Below are 14,990 nucleotides of genomic sequence, written 5' to 3' on the forward strand. Positions count from 1 at the left end.
GGATGGGATTGCGGGATTAGCTCCTCCAGGGTTGGCGGAATAGCTAATATTTGCTGCTGATCATAGTGTTTGAAAACAGGTTGTCTGATTGCCATATCTCATATATCTATACTTTAAATATATGAAAATCAGATTGTTAAAACAAATAAAACCATAGATAACTAATTGATTTTATAGCAATAAACCATTAATAATAAAAAAGAGGCTGATCATGATTTATGATACAGCCTCTTTCGCAAATAATGTTTTTATTAACAATTATTTTTGTTTAAACTGAACCCGGCGGTTTAATACACGACCATCTTCTGTTGAGTTATCAGCAATTGGCTTAGTTTCGCCATAGCCTTTGATTTTTACTTTCTTGGCATCAACACCAGAGTTAACCAGGTAAGTTTTTACAGAGTTAGCACGATCTTTTGATAAAGAAAGGTTATGAGCAGCAGTACCTTCAGCTGAAGCAAAGCCATCAACTTCAACACCTTTACCAGAAGCACGCAGATCAGCCGATGTGGCATCTAATACCGGGTAAGATGAAGTACGTAATACCGAGCTGTCAAATTCAAACTGGATGTTTGAGTAAGGAGTGGCAATAGGCTTAGCGCTCAAAGTAGAATCCGGTTTGGGGAATACAATAACGCAACCAGAACCATCAACTACGCTGCCTGCAGCAGTACCCGGGCATTTGTCAAACTGATCGGCAACACCGTCACCATCTGAATCTTTTTTCAGGTCGCTAACCGCGGTTTCAACATTGGTTACACGGCCTTTTAAAGCTTCAACTTCCTGGCGTAGGGCTGCATCGTACAATTCATCATACATTTGAGCAACCGGGTTAACCCATGTTAAGTTCTGTTTTGATTTTGGGCCAAAAGTATACTCTAACCCACCATAGGTATAAGAGTAGTGGCTGAAAGTTGGGTAGGTGTTTTTGCCTGCAAAATTATAACCTTGTACAAAGCTTACAGTGTAGCCTAAGTTCAGGGCTACCGCATCAGATAACCTGAATTTTACACCAGCGCCAACAGGTGCGTATAATTCTTTTACGGTGTGTCCGTAAGGGTCATTCACTGTAGCACCTGCATCCGTAACATACATTTTAGGTTTGTACATGTCTAAACCTAAACCTGCAGAACCATAAAAGTTAACGCTGTTTTTGCGGTGTAAAAAGCTAACACTTGCAATATTGAACACGCCGCTTAAAGCCACAGAGTTAAAACTGGTTTTGTATTCGGTAATGCCAAACTTCGGTTTACCAGCTTCGTCTATGCCATGCACCTTGCCACCTAAATAGTCTAACTGCAAGCTGAATGTGTGCGATAGCTGCTGCCTTAAATACAAACCATAACCCAAATCAGCTTTAAATTTGTTGGTAGTGTTAATGGTAAACGGAACAAGCCCATCAGTGATACCGGCGCTAACGCCAATACTGAATGTGTTGTACTGGCCAATACCACCAAATACCTTGGCGGTAGAGGCTTCAGTCGTGGTAGTAGTTGCTGTTTTGGTGGAATCGGTTTGAGCATTAGCCATACCTACAACCATCAAAGATGCAAACGACAACGCGGCTGATTTCTTCAATGTAGAATAGTTCATAGTTTTAATTTATTAATAAACGTCATTAAGAATCTTAATGATTTAATGCTAAAAACTCATTTTTTTGAAAAAAGTTTTCTGCTACAGAAACATTTTATTTAAATTATTAATTATTAAGGAGATATATTTTGTTGTAAAAGGTATTTTATGGGTTTTAATGGGTCTGCAAGTATGAAGCTATAAGCATTACATTCACACGGTGCATGCTGGTTTTGCAACTATGCTCAACGACAAATGATAATATTTATACCTTTACTACAGCTACTACAACGTTGAAGTAAAAATAAGCGAAGGATATCTTTTTAATTAATAGCGCGGGTTGTAGAATTGCATGCATTAACCTTAATACATGATACCATTGAAAGTAATACAAAGTGTACATCCGGAGGATTTTAAGCGATATGATACTGCTACCATACGGTCGCGTTTTTTGATAGATAAGCAGGTACAAAAAGGTGCAATCAATTGTACTTATACCCACTATGACCGTATGATAGTTGGCTTTGCCAATCCAACGGATACCCAACTGCTGCTGCCAAATTATCCAAACCTGCGTGCGCAGTATTTTTTAGAGCGCCGCGAAATTGGTATTATCAACGTGGCGGGCGATGGCGTTGTAATTGCCGATGGCATTACCTATGATGTAAAAAAACTTGATTGCCTGTACATTGGCAAGGGCACTAAAAGCGTACATTTTGCCAGTAAAAACAGCAATGAGCCGGCAGTTTTCTACTTGCTTTCGGCCCCGGCCCATGCAACCTACCCAACAACCTTGTTAACCCATGCCGATGCTGTAAAAGTTACTCTTGGCTCGGCATCAACAGCAAATCATCGTACTATTAATAAATACATCCACCTGGAAGGCACCAAAAGCTGCCAGCTGGTTATGGGGCTTACCATTTTGCACGAGGGTAGCGTATGGAATACCATGCCATCGCATGTACATGACCGACGGATGGAAGCTTATTTTTATTTTGATGTTCCCGAGGGGCAAAAGATATTCCATTACATGGGCGAGGGCAACGAAACCCGCCATATCACTATGAATAATTACGATGCCGTGGTATCGCCGCCATGGAGCATCCACTCGGGTAGCGGTACGGCAAGCTATAGCTTTATTTGGGGTATGGCAGGCGAGAACCTTGACTATACCGATATGGACCCCATTGCTATTACAGATCTCAGGTAATCACCATCAATAAAATAATATACATTGGAAAATAATTTCTCTTTAGCCGGTAAAGTAATTGTAGTAACAGGTGGAACGGGCATATTGGGCAGCGCCTTTATAAACGGTATTGTTGAAGCAGGCGGCGCCGTAGGTATTTTGGGCCGCAATGCCCAGGTTGCCGAAGAGCGTGCCAATGCCATCAATCAAAATGGCGGCAAAGCGGTAGCATTGGTTGCCGATGTTTTAAACGAAGAAGAACTGCAAGCCGCTAAAACCAAACTGATGGATACGTTTGGCAGGCTGGATGGCCTGGTAAATGGGGCAGGGGGTAACATGCCGCAAGGTGTTTTACAGCCCGATGAAGACATTTTTAAAATGAATATAGCCGGCATGAAAACCGTAATGGATTTAAATACCTGGGGCACCATCATCCCCACACAAGTATTTGGCGAGGCCATAGCGCAAACTGGTAAAGGCAGTATTGTTAATATCTCATCAATGAATTCAAAGCGGGCTATTACCAAAGTATTGGGCTACAATATAGGCAAGGCGGCTGTTGATTGTTACAACCAATGGTTTGCAGTTGAGCTGGCTAATCGTTATGGCGATGCCATCAGGATGAATGCCCTTGCGCCTGGATTTTTCCTGACAGAACAAAACCGGAACCTGCTGACCAAACCCGAAGGGGGCTATACCGACCGTGGCCAGCTGGTGATAAAGCAAACGCCTTTTAAACGTTTTGGCCACCCGGATGAGTTGATTGGCGCATTAGTATGGCTGCTAAGCGATGCATCTAAATTTGTAACCGGGTCTATGATTTGTGTGGATGGTGGCTTTTCTATTTTTGGCGGCGTGTAACAATTTAATCGCGCTACTTTTCACCGCGAAATTTATCTCACTTATCTTAGGTTTGTTAGCTGCAATAAATTACAATTGTAGCTAAACTTGCCATTAAAGCTAAAAAGGGATATGAATTTCGCGGTTGTTACCATAAAGGATATTGCTAAAGAGCTGGGGATTTCCACATCGGCGGTATCTAAAGCGCTCAAGGATAGTTATGAAATAAGCGAAAAAACCAAAGCACTTGTGCGCGAGTGTGCAAAAAGGCTTAACTATCAGCCCAACCACATGGCCCGCAGCTTAAAAAAGGGTAACAGCAAGTCTTTAGGTATAGTTGTATCAACCATTGATAATCATTTTTTTTCGCAGGTGATAAACGGCATCGAGTTTGTTGCCCACGCCAGTGGCTATAATGTGTTTATTACCCAAACCCATGAATCGTATGAGCTTGAAAAATTAAACGTAAGCCATTTGATGTACCGCGCAATTGATGGCTTGCTTATATCCTTATCAACAGAAACTGCCGATATATCCCACCTCAAAGATCTTCACGGAAAGGGTCTGCCTATTGTTTTTTTTGACCGTGTAAGCGACGAAATTGATACGCACAAAGTGATTGCCGATAACTTTCAGGGGGCTTTTAAAGCAACACAATCATTAATTGAGGCCGGGTATCGCAAAATTGCCCATATAACTAGTTCGGTAAATGTATCTATCACGGCCGAGCGCTTAAAAGGATACCAGGCTGCCCTTGCCCAAAACAACCTGGAGCAAAACGACGGGTTTATAAAATATTGCCTTCACGGTGGTAAAGACCTCATTGAGATTGAAAGCGCGCTTAACGAATTACTCCTTTCGCCCAATCGCCCCGACGCTATTTTTACAGCATCTGACAGGATAACTACCACAACCCTGATGTTGCTGCATAAGCTGGGCTTTAAAATACCTGCCGATATTGCCTTGCTTGGCTTTACCAATACCCAATTGGCCGATGTTTTAAACCCATCGTTAAGCACAGTTTACCAGCCTGGATTTGAAATAGGTAAAAAAGCTACTGAAATGCTTATCAGTTTGATTGAGAGCCGCAGGCCTGTAACCGAATTTGAAACGGTTGTTTTACCCACCCAGGTTTGCATCCGCGATTCATCACGGCCTGGCCGCTAACTTTTATTATTGGTTTTAAGCCTTATGCATTTTGCTTTTAGCTCCGATATAACTATATCGATGTAGTAAATATTTCTCTACGGTATCGAATAAAATTGCCTGTTCGGCAATACATTTGAAAACCAGTTATACTTGTACCTATATTGGCTCTTAAATTATGTAATTATGCGTTACCGGTTATTTGCAAAAAGTTTAATAGGTGTATTAATGCTTTGCCAGGGCTACAAAGCAACAGCGCAGGTTGTGCGGTTAGATTACTTTTTTAATCGCGAAGTGCATACCGTTGCTGGCGAGGCTAAGCGTTTCCATTATTTATGGGACGAAAAGGAAAATACCGGTTATTCTATTTGGGGAGATGCTTTCAAAAAATGCGGCGCTACTTTAGATTCGCTTCCAGCGGCTCCTTCAGCACATAATTTAAAGGGTACGTCTATTTATATTATCGTTGATCCCGATACTAAAAAAGAGAGCCCAAAACCAAACTACATAACCGAACAAGATGCCGGTGCAATTGCCCGATGGGTAAAAGCTGGTGGTGTATTGGTAATGCTTGCGAATGATAGCGCCAATGTTGAACTGCCTCACTTTAATATACTGGCCAATAAATTCGGAATGAATTTTAATAACGACCTGCAGAACCATGTAATTGACGACAGCCATTTTGAGGATGGTGCTATTATAACCACCGGCAACCCGCTTTTTAAAACCGCGCAAAAAATATTTATGAAAGACGTGTGCTCCATAAGTACAATTTTACCGGCAAAGCCCGCTTTGGTAAAAAACGGATTAACCTTAATAGCCCAGGCTAAATTTGGCAAAGGAACGGTATTGGCTATTGCCGACCCATGGCTTTACAATGAGTATACCAACGGTCGTTTACCGGCGGGATATGAAAATGATAAAGCCGCAAATGATATATCGGCCTGGTTGCTGGCCCAGGTTAAACAAAAGAAATAATTAAGTGAGGTACTGTACAGCTAAACTGAAAATCATGAAAATATTTAACGCCATTAAAATCCTGTTTTTGTTGATAATTATGAGTGTTATTGCCCCGGGAGCCGCGGATGCCCAACAGAATCCGCATACTAAAGAAGTTGCCAATGCAGTTGAACGCTTGCGCCTTACGATGATAAGTGCCGATAGCTTATCCCTGGATAAAATAGCGGCTGATAGCTTGAGCTACGGTCACTCCAGTGGCAAAGTGCAAAACAAAAAGGAGTTTATACACAGCTTTACCAGCGGCGCATCAGTTTTTACAGCTATTGATTTTACGGGGCAAACAATTACGATATCGGGTAATACCGCTATTGTTAGGCACATATTGTCGGCTGCTACCAATGATGCAGGCAAGGGCCCGGGCGCAGTTAAGCTGGGTGTTTTGTTGGTTTGGGTTAAAAATGGAAAAGAATGGCAATTGCTGGCCCGGCAGGCAGTTAAGGTGCCGTGAGGATAGTTGATTTCTTAGCCATCTATCCTTAAAACCTATCCTTCATTCCCAATAATCCCCAAATTCCACCACTATGAATGGCCAGTATTTTACTTCCGGGTTTAAAATGGTTTTTGCCAATCATGTCGTATAAAGCGTACATCATTTTACCGGTGTATACAGGTTCAATAACAATGCCGGTGGCAGCCACAAAATGCTTTACAAAACCAATAAGTTCATCGGTTGCTTTTCCATATCCACCAAAATGGTAGTCGGTATGCAGGTCATAATCGACAGGATTGGTTAAAAAATGGTTAATCTCATCCCTGATAAAACCTCCGTTTTTAAACACAGGGACAGCATTAAATTTTGTTGTAAACCGCTGGCTGGTTAAACCGTTAATAATGCCTGCGGCGGTGGTTCCGGTGCCACAGGCGCAAAAAATATGGTCGTAGCTATCGGTTAGTTCGTTTACCAGTTCGGCGCAGCCTTGGGCGCCTTCTGTAGATGAGCCGCCTTCGTCAATAAAAAAAGCCTGCTCATTATTGCCAAAATGTTTTTGGAATAATGCGGGTTTATCCCGGTAGCTATCCCTATCGGTAAATAACAGTTGCATGCCGTGCAGTTTGCATAAAAACAATGTGTTGTTATCAACCTCTTCGCCACGTACAATGCCTGTAGATTTGAAGCCGAATTTAGCTGCCGCCGCCGCTGTTGCCAATAAGTGATTGGAATATGCCCCGCCAAATGTTACCAAATGATTTTTGTGCTGGTTTTGAGCCGATTTGAGCAGGTATTTAAGCTTGCGCCATTTATTGCCCGATATCATGGGGTGAATGAGATCATCCCGTTTCAAAAAAACTTTAACCTCGTGCGCATCAAACAACGGATTTGCAATTTGATGTACCGGACTAAAAATTTCGAGATCAATATTCATAAAAATAACCTGCCCTTAATGCTATTGCAATATTACGCTTAACCTACCACAAAAAACGATTACTTTTGCGCCCAAATGGCATACGAACCCGAGCTGATAGAGCAGGAAGAACAGGATTTATTTGAACACTTACGCGTTGTGGTTGATAAGGGTCAGTCGCTGCTGCGCATTGATAAGTTTTTGATGCACCGGGTAGAGAATGCCTCGCGTAACCGCATTCAGAATGCCATTGAACTGGGAAATGTGCTGGTGAATGATAAGCCTATAAAAAGCAGCTACCGCGTAAAGCCGCTGGATGTAATTTCGGTTGTATTACCCCATCCGCCACGCGACACAGAGGTTTATCCGGAAAATATCCCCATTAATATTGTTTACGAGGATGATGACGTACTGGTGGTTGATAAAGCCGCTGGTATGGTGGTACACCCCGGTTATAATAATTATACCGGCACATTGGTAAATGCTTTGGTTTACCACTTTCAGCAATTGCCAACATTACCGGGTAACGATGGCCGGCCGGGCCTGGTTCATCGTATTGATAAAGATACCTCGGGCCTGCTGCTCATCAGCAAAAATGAGCGCTCCATGAGCTGGCTGGCCAAGCAGTTTTTTGACCACACCATTACCCGCAAGTACATAGCCCTGGTTTGGGGCGATTTGGTTGAAGATGGCACCGTAACGGGCTATATTGGCCGCAGTATTGCCGATAGGCGGGTAATGTCTATTTATGACGACCCGGAGAAAGGCAAATGGTCGGTAACGCACTACAAGGTATTGGAACGTATGGGGTATGTTACCCTGATAGAATGCCAGCTGGAAACCGGTCGCACTCACCAGATTCGTGCGCACATGCGGCATATTGGCCATCCCTTGTTTAGCGATGCCACCTATGGCGGAGATAAGATTTTGAAAGGAACGGTATTCAGTAAATACAAGCAATTTGTAGAGAATTGTTTTGAGCTGATGCCCCGCCAGGCACTGCATGCCCAAACCCTGGGCTTTTTACACCCAACCCAGAAAAAGCAGGTACTGTTTGAATCGCCCCTGCCACCCGATTTTGAAAGCGTGCTGCTAAAATGGCGCAGGTATACTGCGGCTGATAACCAGGCCAATACTAATAGTGAGGAGTAATTAAGAATGATTTGTGGCTAAATGGATAATTTTTTCCCAGTAGTTTAAGTTTTAATAAAGCAGACGGCATTTATAAATCAATCCGGTTTTAAAATCTGCACATTTGCACACCTGTAATCTGCACATCTGAAAATGACACCAGTGTTAATCAATTTTAACGGACAAATACTGCCTCAAAGCAGCCTGCTGCTTAGCGTAGCAAACCGTGCATTTAAATATGGCGACGGTTTGTTTGAGAGTATGCGCCTGATGAAAGGACAGCTTAAATTTGCCGATTTGCACGCCGACCGCCTGCAACGCGGCATGAAAGCGCTTAAAATTGATGGCTATTCACAAATGGATACCTGGTTTTTAAAGGACATTGTGGAGGAACTTGCCAGGCGCAACAAGGTTAGGCACGGCCGCCTGCGCCTGACGGTTTACCGGGATGCCGAGGGATTGTATACGCCCACCCAAAATAAAATGGGCTATTGCCTGGAGCTTACAGCATCTGACGAACCAAGGTACTTTTTGAACGAGAAAGGCTTGATCATGGATGTATTTACCGAATTGCCCAAGCCATCCAATTACCTATCCAACATCAAAACCTGTAACTCGCTTATTTATGTAATGGCGGGTATCTATAAAACGCAAAACAAACTTGATGATGTATTCCTGCTGAACCAAAGCGGCTTTTTATGCGAGGCCAGCAGTTCGAATATATTTATCCATTACCAGAACCACCTGTACACGCCGGCACTAAGCGAAGGCTGTGTAGAAGGTGTAATGCGCCAGGTGGTGATAAAGCTTGCCCAGGATAATAACATAGATATTACAGAAGCCCAGATAAATCCCGACATCCTTTACGAGGCCGACGAAGTGTTTTTAACCAATGCCACCCGCGGCATCCAAACTGTAATGGGCTTTGGCGTAAGGCGCTATTTTAACCGGGTAAGTAAGGTTTTGATGGATGAACTGAATAAGTTGTAAAAAAGTATCAAGTAGTAAGTATCAAGTATCAAGATTGATTTGATGTTGATATTGACCCTGCTACTGCATGCAGTAATAATAATGAATGTCTTTAGTGGCGATGATCTCACATCACTACTGTACGGCTACCGGCGCTTTAATAGCTGCCAGTATACCATCCCAAAGGGCGATCCTTACTTGCAATGCCTCTTGTACGGCAGTGGTTGCTTCTTCCCATTTGGAGTCGTCGTCACCGCAAAGCTCGGCGGTCATTTCGTAGGCCAGGTGGGAGTGGTGGTCGCCATCAACTTCAATGTGGCGCTCCATGTAGTAAAGCAAAATATCAACCTTGCCGGGCAGTTGGCGGCTGAGTTCTTTAACAATACTCACAAACATATCGGGGATTAAATCCTCACGGCCAAAGGTAAATACCGCAGCCTGCACATGGTTTTTGTTGGTGCCGATAACATCAAAAGTATGCAGCATAAAATTGCGGGCCGCCAACGGGATATCAGCAATAATTAAAGCTTCGTCGATATGTTTGCCGAAGTTTAATTCATGAAATAAATTGTTAATAGCAATAGCGTCGCTACCGGCCTGCTGCATAGCGCGCAGGTATAGTTCAAAATGACTGGTGCGGTTGCCTTGTTCGTCAACATCGCTTTCTTCGCCGGTTACAATTTCATTGATCAGGTAGCGTGTATTGGCATTACCGGTTGGCATCCAGGGTGTGGCAGTACAGGTAAGCTTTTGTTGCAACGATTTTAACAGCGACATAAAATCCCACACGGCAAACACATGGTGATCCATAAAAACGGTTAATTCATCCAAAGAATTAATGTTTTTATATAATTCGTGTTGAATTAGTTGATCGCGTAGAGGCTGGATCTGTTTTTTTAGTAGTGCTATGCGCTCGCTGTAATTTGCCATCGGGTACTCCGTATTTTATGGCCCCAAAAGTAGCAATAACAGGTGTTAAAAAACGTTAAGTTGTAATTTTTGACTTTGGCTTGATTAGAATATCGTTGGCCATAACAGTAACAATACTAAATATTCCTTCTCCTATTACATATAATCAATTATGAAAGCAACCGCCTTATTATCAACTGTGCTCATCATCCTGTTTTTTTCGGCATGTAACTCTACGCCTTCGAAAGATATTGCTACACCGAAAACCGATATGCCCGAACCGTTAAAGGACGATAAATCAGACTTTAGCCTGAAGAGGATGCCTTCGGGTTCGTTAATGGATGAGATTTATGACGACCTGGCAAAAAAAGATCCGCAACTCCAAAGGCTGGAAGAACAGCTAACCCATTTTAACGGCGGCATAGCCGATAGTTTAAAGGCGTTTAACAATTATGCTGCAAAATCAGATGGTTATTACTTTTCGGCAAACGAATCATTAACAGCTATAAAAGATACCGTGTTGCGGGCGCAGCTTAGTGCATTAATAGCCGATAGTAAATTGAAATATATGGATAAAATAAGCAGGTTTGCCAGTTTAAAAGCGCACATTGATAGTAATCAGATAAAAATTGGCGACTATCATGCTGTGCTGAAAATAGTTGCAACCCTCCCCGTTATTGAAAAGTACCAGGACAAAAACATGCCCGATATAACCAGTACGGCCAATCTTGCCAATGAGGCGCAGCATTTACGGGTAAAAACAATGCAGATGGCAAGGAAGTATCAGAAAAAGTAATATGTTTTTGACTCTAAGTTAGAAAAGGCCACTTTGCGTATTTCGCAATTATGTCCTCCAACGGAATGAGGTTTTCTTCATCCTCACTTTCTTCATAGGCTTTAAGTACCCCTTCCCGCTGTTCTTCTGTTAATGAAAGCCAGTCAGGATTTTCTTGTTCCAATGATTGATCCATCACAATTTCACCCCTCTCAGAAAATCCYCAATACCCATACGTTTTTTGCCCTCCAGCTGTATGTCTTTTACACTGATAAAACCTCCTTTGGCGGCAAATTTTAAAAATGTTTTACCATCGGTAAGGAAGCCGCCGGGTTGTATTGCCGGCTCATCAATCAAAAGTTCTGAGGCGTAAATTTTTAATAGTTTACCGTTCAAGTCGGTATAGGCGGTAGGGATGGGGCTTAGGCCACGGATTTTGTTATATACAGCTTTAGCCGGTTGCAACCAGTCTATCTTACAATCTTCCTTAAATATTTTAGGGGCATGTTTAAGCTCTTCACCGGTTAACAACTGTACCTGCGGATGTTCATGATAACGGCCGCTTTCAACCGCCTTTACTGTTTTTACCAGCAGGCCTGCACCTTTGTTCATCAGCCGGTCGTGCAAGTCGCCGGCTGTTTCGGTTCCGGTTAGGGTTATTTTTTCGGTAAACAATACATCACCGGTATCAATTTCATGTTTCAGGAAAAAAGTAGTTACGCCGCTTTCCTTTTCGCCATTTATAATTACCCAGTTAATAGGTGCAGCGCCACGGTATTGTGGCAACAACGAAGCGTGCAGGTTAATGGTTCCTTTGGCAGGCATTGTCCAAACAGCTTCAGGTAGCATCCTGAAGGCAACAACCACCTGTAAATCTGCCTTAAGGCCTTTAAGTTCGGCCAAAAATTCGGGATTCTTCAGCTTTTCAGGTTGTAATACTTTTAGTCCATTGGCTACCGCATACTGTTTCACTGCCGATTCGTTCAGTTTTTGCCCACGCCCTGCGGGTTTATCCGGGGCGGTGACAACGCCAACAATATCGCTGCCGGCTTTTATTAAAGCATCAAGCGATGCAACTGCAAAATCGGGGGTGCCCATAAATACAATTCTCATGGTATATGCTGTTTTATTTGCTTCGTTTATTAATTGTACAATAAGTACTTGCTACGTGTTTTGTTAAATTGCTTTAAACCCGGTTCCCAGCTTGCGCGGACCTGGGCCTCTGTTTTGCCATCGGCAATCTGTTTCTGCAATTCTTTGCCGCCTGCTAACTTGTTAAAATATGCATTAAAAAAATGCTCTTTATCCGGGAAAGCTTTATAAAGTTCTATCAGCCATGATAGGTTAATGTGCCCCATGGCCCGTATTTGGTTCGGCGTGTAATTTTTAAGGTCGATGCCGAAGCATTGTTTATCTTTTTGCGGAGGGTTCTCGCTCATGCCGGGGATGCCAACAGGAGTGAAGGAATAAGTATAAATGCCCTTTAACAGGGGGTGCCCCAACACCAGGAATGGAAAGTAAGTTCCCCTGCCCAGGCTAAATGTTGTACCTTCAAACAAGCAGGTGCTGGGGTAAAGTAAAATAGATTGTTCGGTATTTAAATTGGGCGATGGGTTTACAGGCAGCTTATAAGGCATATTGTGGCTGTAATTGGCCACTTTTATTATTTTTAACTTGCACTGCACGCCGTTTTTTAGCCAGCGTTCGCCGTTTATCATTTTGGCATATTCGGCAATGGTCATGCCATGGCTTATGGGGATAGGATGCATGCCCACAAAGGAATGGTAAGCGGTATCCAGTATGGGGCCATCAATCAGGTAGCCATTCGGGTTTGGCCTGTCCAGTATCATCAGTTCGATATTGTTTTCGGCACAAGCCTCCATTACATAATGCAGGGTTGATATATAGGTGTAAAATCTTGCTCCAACATCCTGTATATCAAATATCATCAGGTTTATATCCTTCAGATCGTCGGCCGTTGGTTTGTAATGTTTGTTGCCATATAGCGAGATGATGGGCAAGCCTGTTTTGGCATCTACGGCATCGTTTACTACGGCGCCATTGCTGGCATTGCCGCGAAAACCGTGTTCGGGTCCAAATACCTTTTTAATGCTGATGCCACGTTTTAGTAAACTATCAACACTGGGTGTAAGGGTTTTGCCAATAACAGAAGTTTGATTAACAACCATCCCGATATTTTTTCCCTTAAGATAGTCAAAATACAGCGGAATTTGATCGGCGCCGGTCAATATTTCTGTATTAATTTTTTTACCGTTTTTTCCTTCTTTCAGCGAGGTTTTAGAATTAGAAGCCGGATTGGCGCAGGCTGTATGTACACTTAATACTGCTATTAAGGCGCTTTGTAAAAAAACAGGTATAATTTTCATAGAATATTGTTTTGAAACAATTTAAAAAGTAGCAGGTTTAATAGCAAAACCGCATATTTGCGAAGGTACTAAAAATCATTCTGCATTGAGTTTCGCCTCCTTTATATCAGCCCGTATAACATTCAAGTCAAAGCGTACATTTTCAAAACTGATTGTACGTATTGCCATTATTGGTATTATGCTTGGTTTGGGGGTAATGATATTATCATTGGCCATTGTAAAAGGATTTAAACACGAGATTCGCGAAAAAGTTCGGGGTTTTGCCGGTGATATACGCGTTATTAAGTTCGACCTGAACAGTTCATACGAGAGCTCGCCTATTGTTGAAGACCCTGGTTTTGTAGCGCGGATGCGTAAAAGCCCATTGATTACCCATGTAATGCCAACCGCTACCAAGCCCGGAATTATTAAAGCTAATAACGAAATTGAGGGCGTGGTACTAAAGGGCGTTGATAAAACGTACGACTGGTCATACTTTAAAAAGATGATGGTTGCCGGCGATGTGATCGACTTTAAAGATTCTGTTGAAGCCCAAAAAGAGATCATGCTATCGCAACAAACCGCCAACCGGTTAAAGCTGAAGGTGGGCGACAAGTTGTTGATGTATTTTGTACAGGAGCCCTTGCGTAAGCGCCAGTTTAAAATAAAGGGCATTTTTAATATCGGGGTAGAGGAGGTTGACAAAACATYTGTAATAGGTTCGCTATCGCTGATAAACCGGCTGAACGATTGGAAACCCGGTGAAATAGGGCAGTACGAACTGCGTGTAGTCGATTTTGACCAGGTGGATTTTGCTGCAGATAAACTGGATCAAATTTTACCGGTGAGGTTAAAATCGCGAACGGTTATGGAGGATTATCCTAACATATTTGAGTGGTTGAAATTATTGGATGTAAACTCGGTAGTGATGCTGGTGTTGATGGTTGTTGTCGCGGTTATCAACATGATATCGGCCCTGCTGATCATGATTTTAGAACGCACAGCCATGATTGGTATGCTTAAAGCCATGGGTGCATCCAACTGGAACATCCGGAAAATATTTTTATATAATGCCACCTACCTGATAGGCCTCGGCTTGTTGTTAGGCAATGCGCTTGGGCTTGGTTTGGGCTATTTTCAGCAGCAAACCCATTTTTTTAAACTCGACCAGGCTTCGTATTATATGACCTTTGTACCTGTGCAATTTGGTTTATGGGACGTATTGCTGCTTAACCTGGGTACATTGGTAATTTGCCTGCTGGTGCTTTTTGTGCCATCGATGCTCGTGAGCCGGATTTCGCCGGTGAAGGCTATCAGATTTAAGTAATTTTTTGACTGGTTTGTCCATCATTTAAACACTACACTTTACACATACTGTTGACATACTTTTCTCCCACTTTTTATGCACTTTTCTGATACTCTTTGATACTTTTCTTATATTTTTTTATACTTTGTATAGTAGTTAACTATCTTATATATAAATGTTTATATATATTCGTATGTTTTTGTTTTCGGTAATGATGCCAAAAATAGTTGGTGGAATTAGCTAAAAAAAGCAGTATATAGCAAATGCAGATATAAGAGTACCCAGGCTCTGCAGAGGTGCAACCTGCCAGCAATAATATTTGCGAACGATACCATGGCCGGACGAAAGTCCGGCTTTTTTTATTCATGGTAGAGTTCAAATATGGCTAAGAAAACCTATTGCCATTTTGTTTATTCTTGAGGAA

15 protein-coding genes are annotated in these 14,990 nt (G+C 42.5%); 9 read left to right on the forward strand and 6 right to left on the reverse strand.

Going from position 1 to position 14,990, the window contains the following annotated elements:
* Positions 1–258 precede the first annotated feature (258 nt).
* Entirely contained in the window at positions 259–1,593 is a 1,335-nt protein-coding gene (locus tag AC1DV1_RS30440; RefSeq protein ID WP_477368315.1) for an OmpA family protein, read from the reverse strand.
* A 349-nt stretch (positions 1,594–1,942) separates the two neighbouring features.
* On the opposite strand from AC1DV1_RS30440, the gene kduI reads away from it, so the two are divergent.
* From kduI to AC1DV1_RS30465, 5 genes are all read left to right on the forward strand, one after another.
* Positions 1,943–2,782 (forward strand): 5-dehydro-4-deoxy-D-glucuronate isomerase, encoded by an 840-nt coding sequence (gene kduI / locus AC1DV1_RS30445; RefSeq protein ID WP_477368318.1) that lies wholly within the window; start codon positions 1,943–1,945, stop codon positions 2,780–2,782.
* Positions 2,783–2,806: 24 nt separating this feature from the next.
* Complete coding sequence (locus AC1DV1_RS30450; protein ID WP_477368321.1) at positions 2,807–3,622, forward strand: SDR family oxidoreductase; 816 nt, start codon at positions 2,807–2,809, stop codon at positions 3,620–3,622.
* Positions 3,623–3,733: 111 nt separating this feature from the next.
* The gene (locus AC1DV1_RS30455; protein ID WP_477368324.1) at positions 3,734–4,768 is read left to right on the forward strand and encodes a LacI family DNA-binding transcriptional regulator; all 1,035 of its coding nucleotides are present in this window, start codon (positions 3,734–3,736) and stop codon (positions 4,766–4,768) included.
* A 165-nt stretch (positions 4,769–4,933) separates the two neighbouring features.
* Positions 4,934–5,725 (forward strand): DUF4350 domain-containing protein, encoded by a 792-nt coding sequence (locus AC1DV1_RS30460; protein ID WP_477368326.1) that lies wholly within the window; start codon positions 4,934–4,936, stop codon positions 5,723–5,725.
* Between the two features lie 34 nt (positions 5,726–5,759).
* Positions 5,760–6,215 carry a nuclear transport factor 2 family protein gene (locus AC1DV1_RS30465; protein ID WP_477368329.1) on the forward strand — a complete coding sequence of 152 codons (456 nt, stop codon included), beginning with the start codon at positions 5,760–5,762 and terminating at the stop codon, positions 6,213–6,215.
* A 28-nt stretch (positions 6,216–6,243) separates the two neighbouring features.
* Here the strand turns inward: AC1DV1_RS30465 and AC1DV1_RS30470 are convergent, their stop codons facing one another.
* Complete coding sequence (locus AC1DV1_RS30470) at positions 6,244–7,131, reverse strand: 1-aminocyclopropane-1-carboxylate deaminase/D-cysteine desulfhydrase (protein WP_477368332.1); 888 nt, start codon at positions 7,129–7,131, stop codon at positions 6,244–6,246.
* A gap of 75 nt (positions 7,132–7,206) precedes the next feature.
* On the opposite strand from AC1DV1_RS30470, the gene AC1DV1_RS30475 reads away from it, so the two are divergent.
* Together AC1DV1_RS30475 and AC1DV1_RS30480 are read left to right on the forward strand one after the other, a co-directional pair.
* A complete protein-coding gene (locus tag AC1DV1_RS30475) occupies positions 7,207–8,262 on the forward strand; it encodes an RluA family pseudouridine synthase (RefSeq protein WP_477368335.1) in 1,056 nt (351 codons plus the stop codon).
* Between the two features lie 132 nt (positions 8,263–8,394).
* The gene (locus AC1DV1_RS30480; protein ID WP_477368338.1) at positions 8,395–9,231 is read left to right on the forward strand and encodes an aminotransferase class IV; all 837 of its coding nucleotides are present in this window, start codon (positions 8,395–8,397) and stop codon (positions 9,229–9,231) included.
* Positions 9,232–9,345: 114 nt separating this feature from the next.
* On the opposite strand, the gene AC1DV1_RS30485 is transcribed toward AC1DV1_RS30480, so the two are convergent.
* Positions 9,346–10,140, reverse strand: a complete 795-nt coding sequence (locus AC1DV1_RS30485; RefSeq protein ID WP_477368341.1) for a DUF3050 domain-containing protein — start codon at positions 10,138–10,140, stop codon at positions 9,346–9,348.
* A gap of 151 nt (positions 10,141–10,291) precedes the next feature.
* Between AC1DV1_RS30485 and AC1DV1_RS30490 the strand changes: the two genes are divergently transcribed.
* Positions 10,292–10,915: a hypothetical protein gene (locus tag AC1DV1_RS30490; RefSeq protein ID WP_477368344.1), complete on the forward strand. Its 624-nt coding sequence runs from the start codon at positions 10,292–10,294 to the stop codon at positions 10,913–10,915.
* 13 nt (positions 10,916–10,928) lie between these two features.
* Here AC1DV1_RS30490 and AC1DV1_RS30495 read toward each other — a convergent pair whose 3' ends face one another.
* The 3 genes from AC1DV1_RS30495 to AC1DV1_RS30505 are packed head-to-tail and all read right to left on the reverse strand — an operon-like array spanning position 10,929 to position 13,281.
* Positions 10,929–11,090: a hypothetical protein gene (locus tag AC1DV1_RS30495; protein WP_477368347.1), complete on the reverse strand. Its 162-nt coding sequence runs from the start codon at positions 11,088–11,090 to the stop codon at positions 10,929–10,931.
* Positions 11,090–12,007 carry a methionyl-tRNA formyltransferase gene (gene fmt / locus AC1DV1_RS30500; RefSeq protein ID WP_477368350.1) on the reverse strand — a complete coding sequence of 306 codons (918 nt, stop codon included), beginning with the start codon at positions 12,005–12,007 and terminating at the stop codon, positions 11,090–11,092. Before fmt ends, AC1DV1_RS30495 begins: the two co-directional genes overlap by 1 nt.
* Before the next feature lie 29 nt (positions 12,008–12,036).
* Positions 12,037–13,281 (reverse strand): exo-beta-N-acetylmuramidase NamZ family protein, encoded by a 1,245-nt coding sequence (locus AC1DV1_RS30505; protein ID WP_477368353.1) that lies wholly within the window; start codon positions 13,279–13,281, stop codon positions 12,037–12,039.
* An 85-nt stretch (positions 13,282–13,366) separates the two neighbouring features.
* Between AC1DV1_RS30505 and AC1DV1_RS30510 the strand changes: the two genes are divergently transcribed.
* Positions 13,367–14,587, forward strand: a complete 1,221-nt coding sequence (locus AC1DV1_RS30510; RefSeq protein ID WP_477368356.1) for an ABC transporter permease — start codon at positions 13,367–13,369, stop codon at positions 14,585–14,587.
* The last annotated feature ends 403 nt before the right edge of the window (positions 14,588–14,990 follow it).

The sequence above is a fragment of the Mucilaginibacter sp. P4_D1 genome (genome assembly GCF_056401935.1).

Coding starts and splice junctions, on each gene's coding strand:
- AC1DV1_RS30440 (WP_477368315.1), bottom strand. CDS start 1,593: ATGAACTATTCTACATTGAAGAAATCAGCCGCGTTGTCGTTTGCATCT.
- kduI (WP_477368318.1), top strand. CDS start 1,943: ATGATACCATTGAAAGTAATACAAAGTGTACATCCGGAGGATTTTAAG.
- AC1DV1_RS30455 (WP_477368324.1), top strand. CDS start 3,734: ATGAATTTCGCGGTTGTTACCATAAAGGATATTGCTAAAGAGCTGGGG.
- AC1DV1_RS30460 (WP_477368326.1), top strand. CDS start 4,934: ATGCGTTACCGGTTATTTGCAAAAAGTTTAATAGGTGTATTAATGCTT.
- AC1DV1_RS30465 (WP_477368329.1), top strand. CDS start 5,760: ATGAAAATATTTAACGCCATTAAAATCCTGTTTTTGTTGATAATTATG.
- AC1DV1_RS30470 (WP_477368332.1), bottom strand. CDS start 7,131: ATGAATATTGATCTCGAAATTTTTAGTCCGGTACATCAAATTGCAAAT.
- AC1DV1_RS30475 (WP_477368335.1), top strand. CDS start 7,207: ATGGCATACGAACCCGAGCTGATAGAGCAGGAAGAACAGGATTTATTT.
- AC1DV1_RS30480 (WP_477368338.1), top strand. CDS start 8,395: ATGACACCAGTGTTAATCAATTTTAACGGACAAATACTGCCTCAAAGC.
- AC1DV1_RS30485 (WP_477368341.1), bottom strand. CDS start 10,140: ATGGCAAATTACAGCGAGCGCATAGCACTACTAAAAAAACAGATCCAG.
- AC1DV1_RS30490 (WP_477368344.1), top strand. CDS start 10,292: ATGAAAGCAACCGCCTTATTATCAACTGTGCTCATCATCCTGTTTTTT.
- AC1DV1_RS30495 (WP_477368347.1), bottom strand. CDS start 11,090: ATGGATCAATCATTGGAACAAGAAAATCCTGACTGGCTTTCATTAACA.
- AC1DV1_RS30505 (WP_477368353.1), bottom strand. CDS start 13,281: ATGAAAATTATACCTGTTTTTTTACAAAGCGCCTTAATAGCAGTATTA.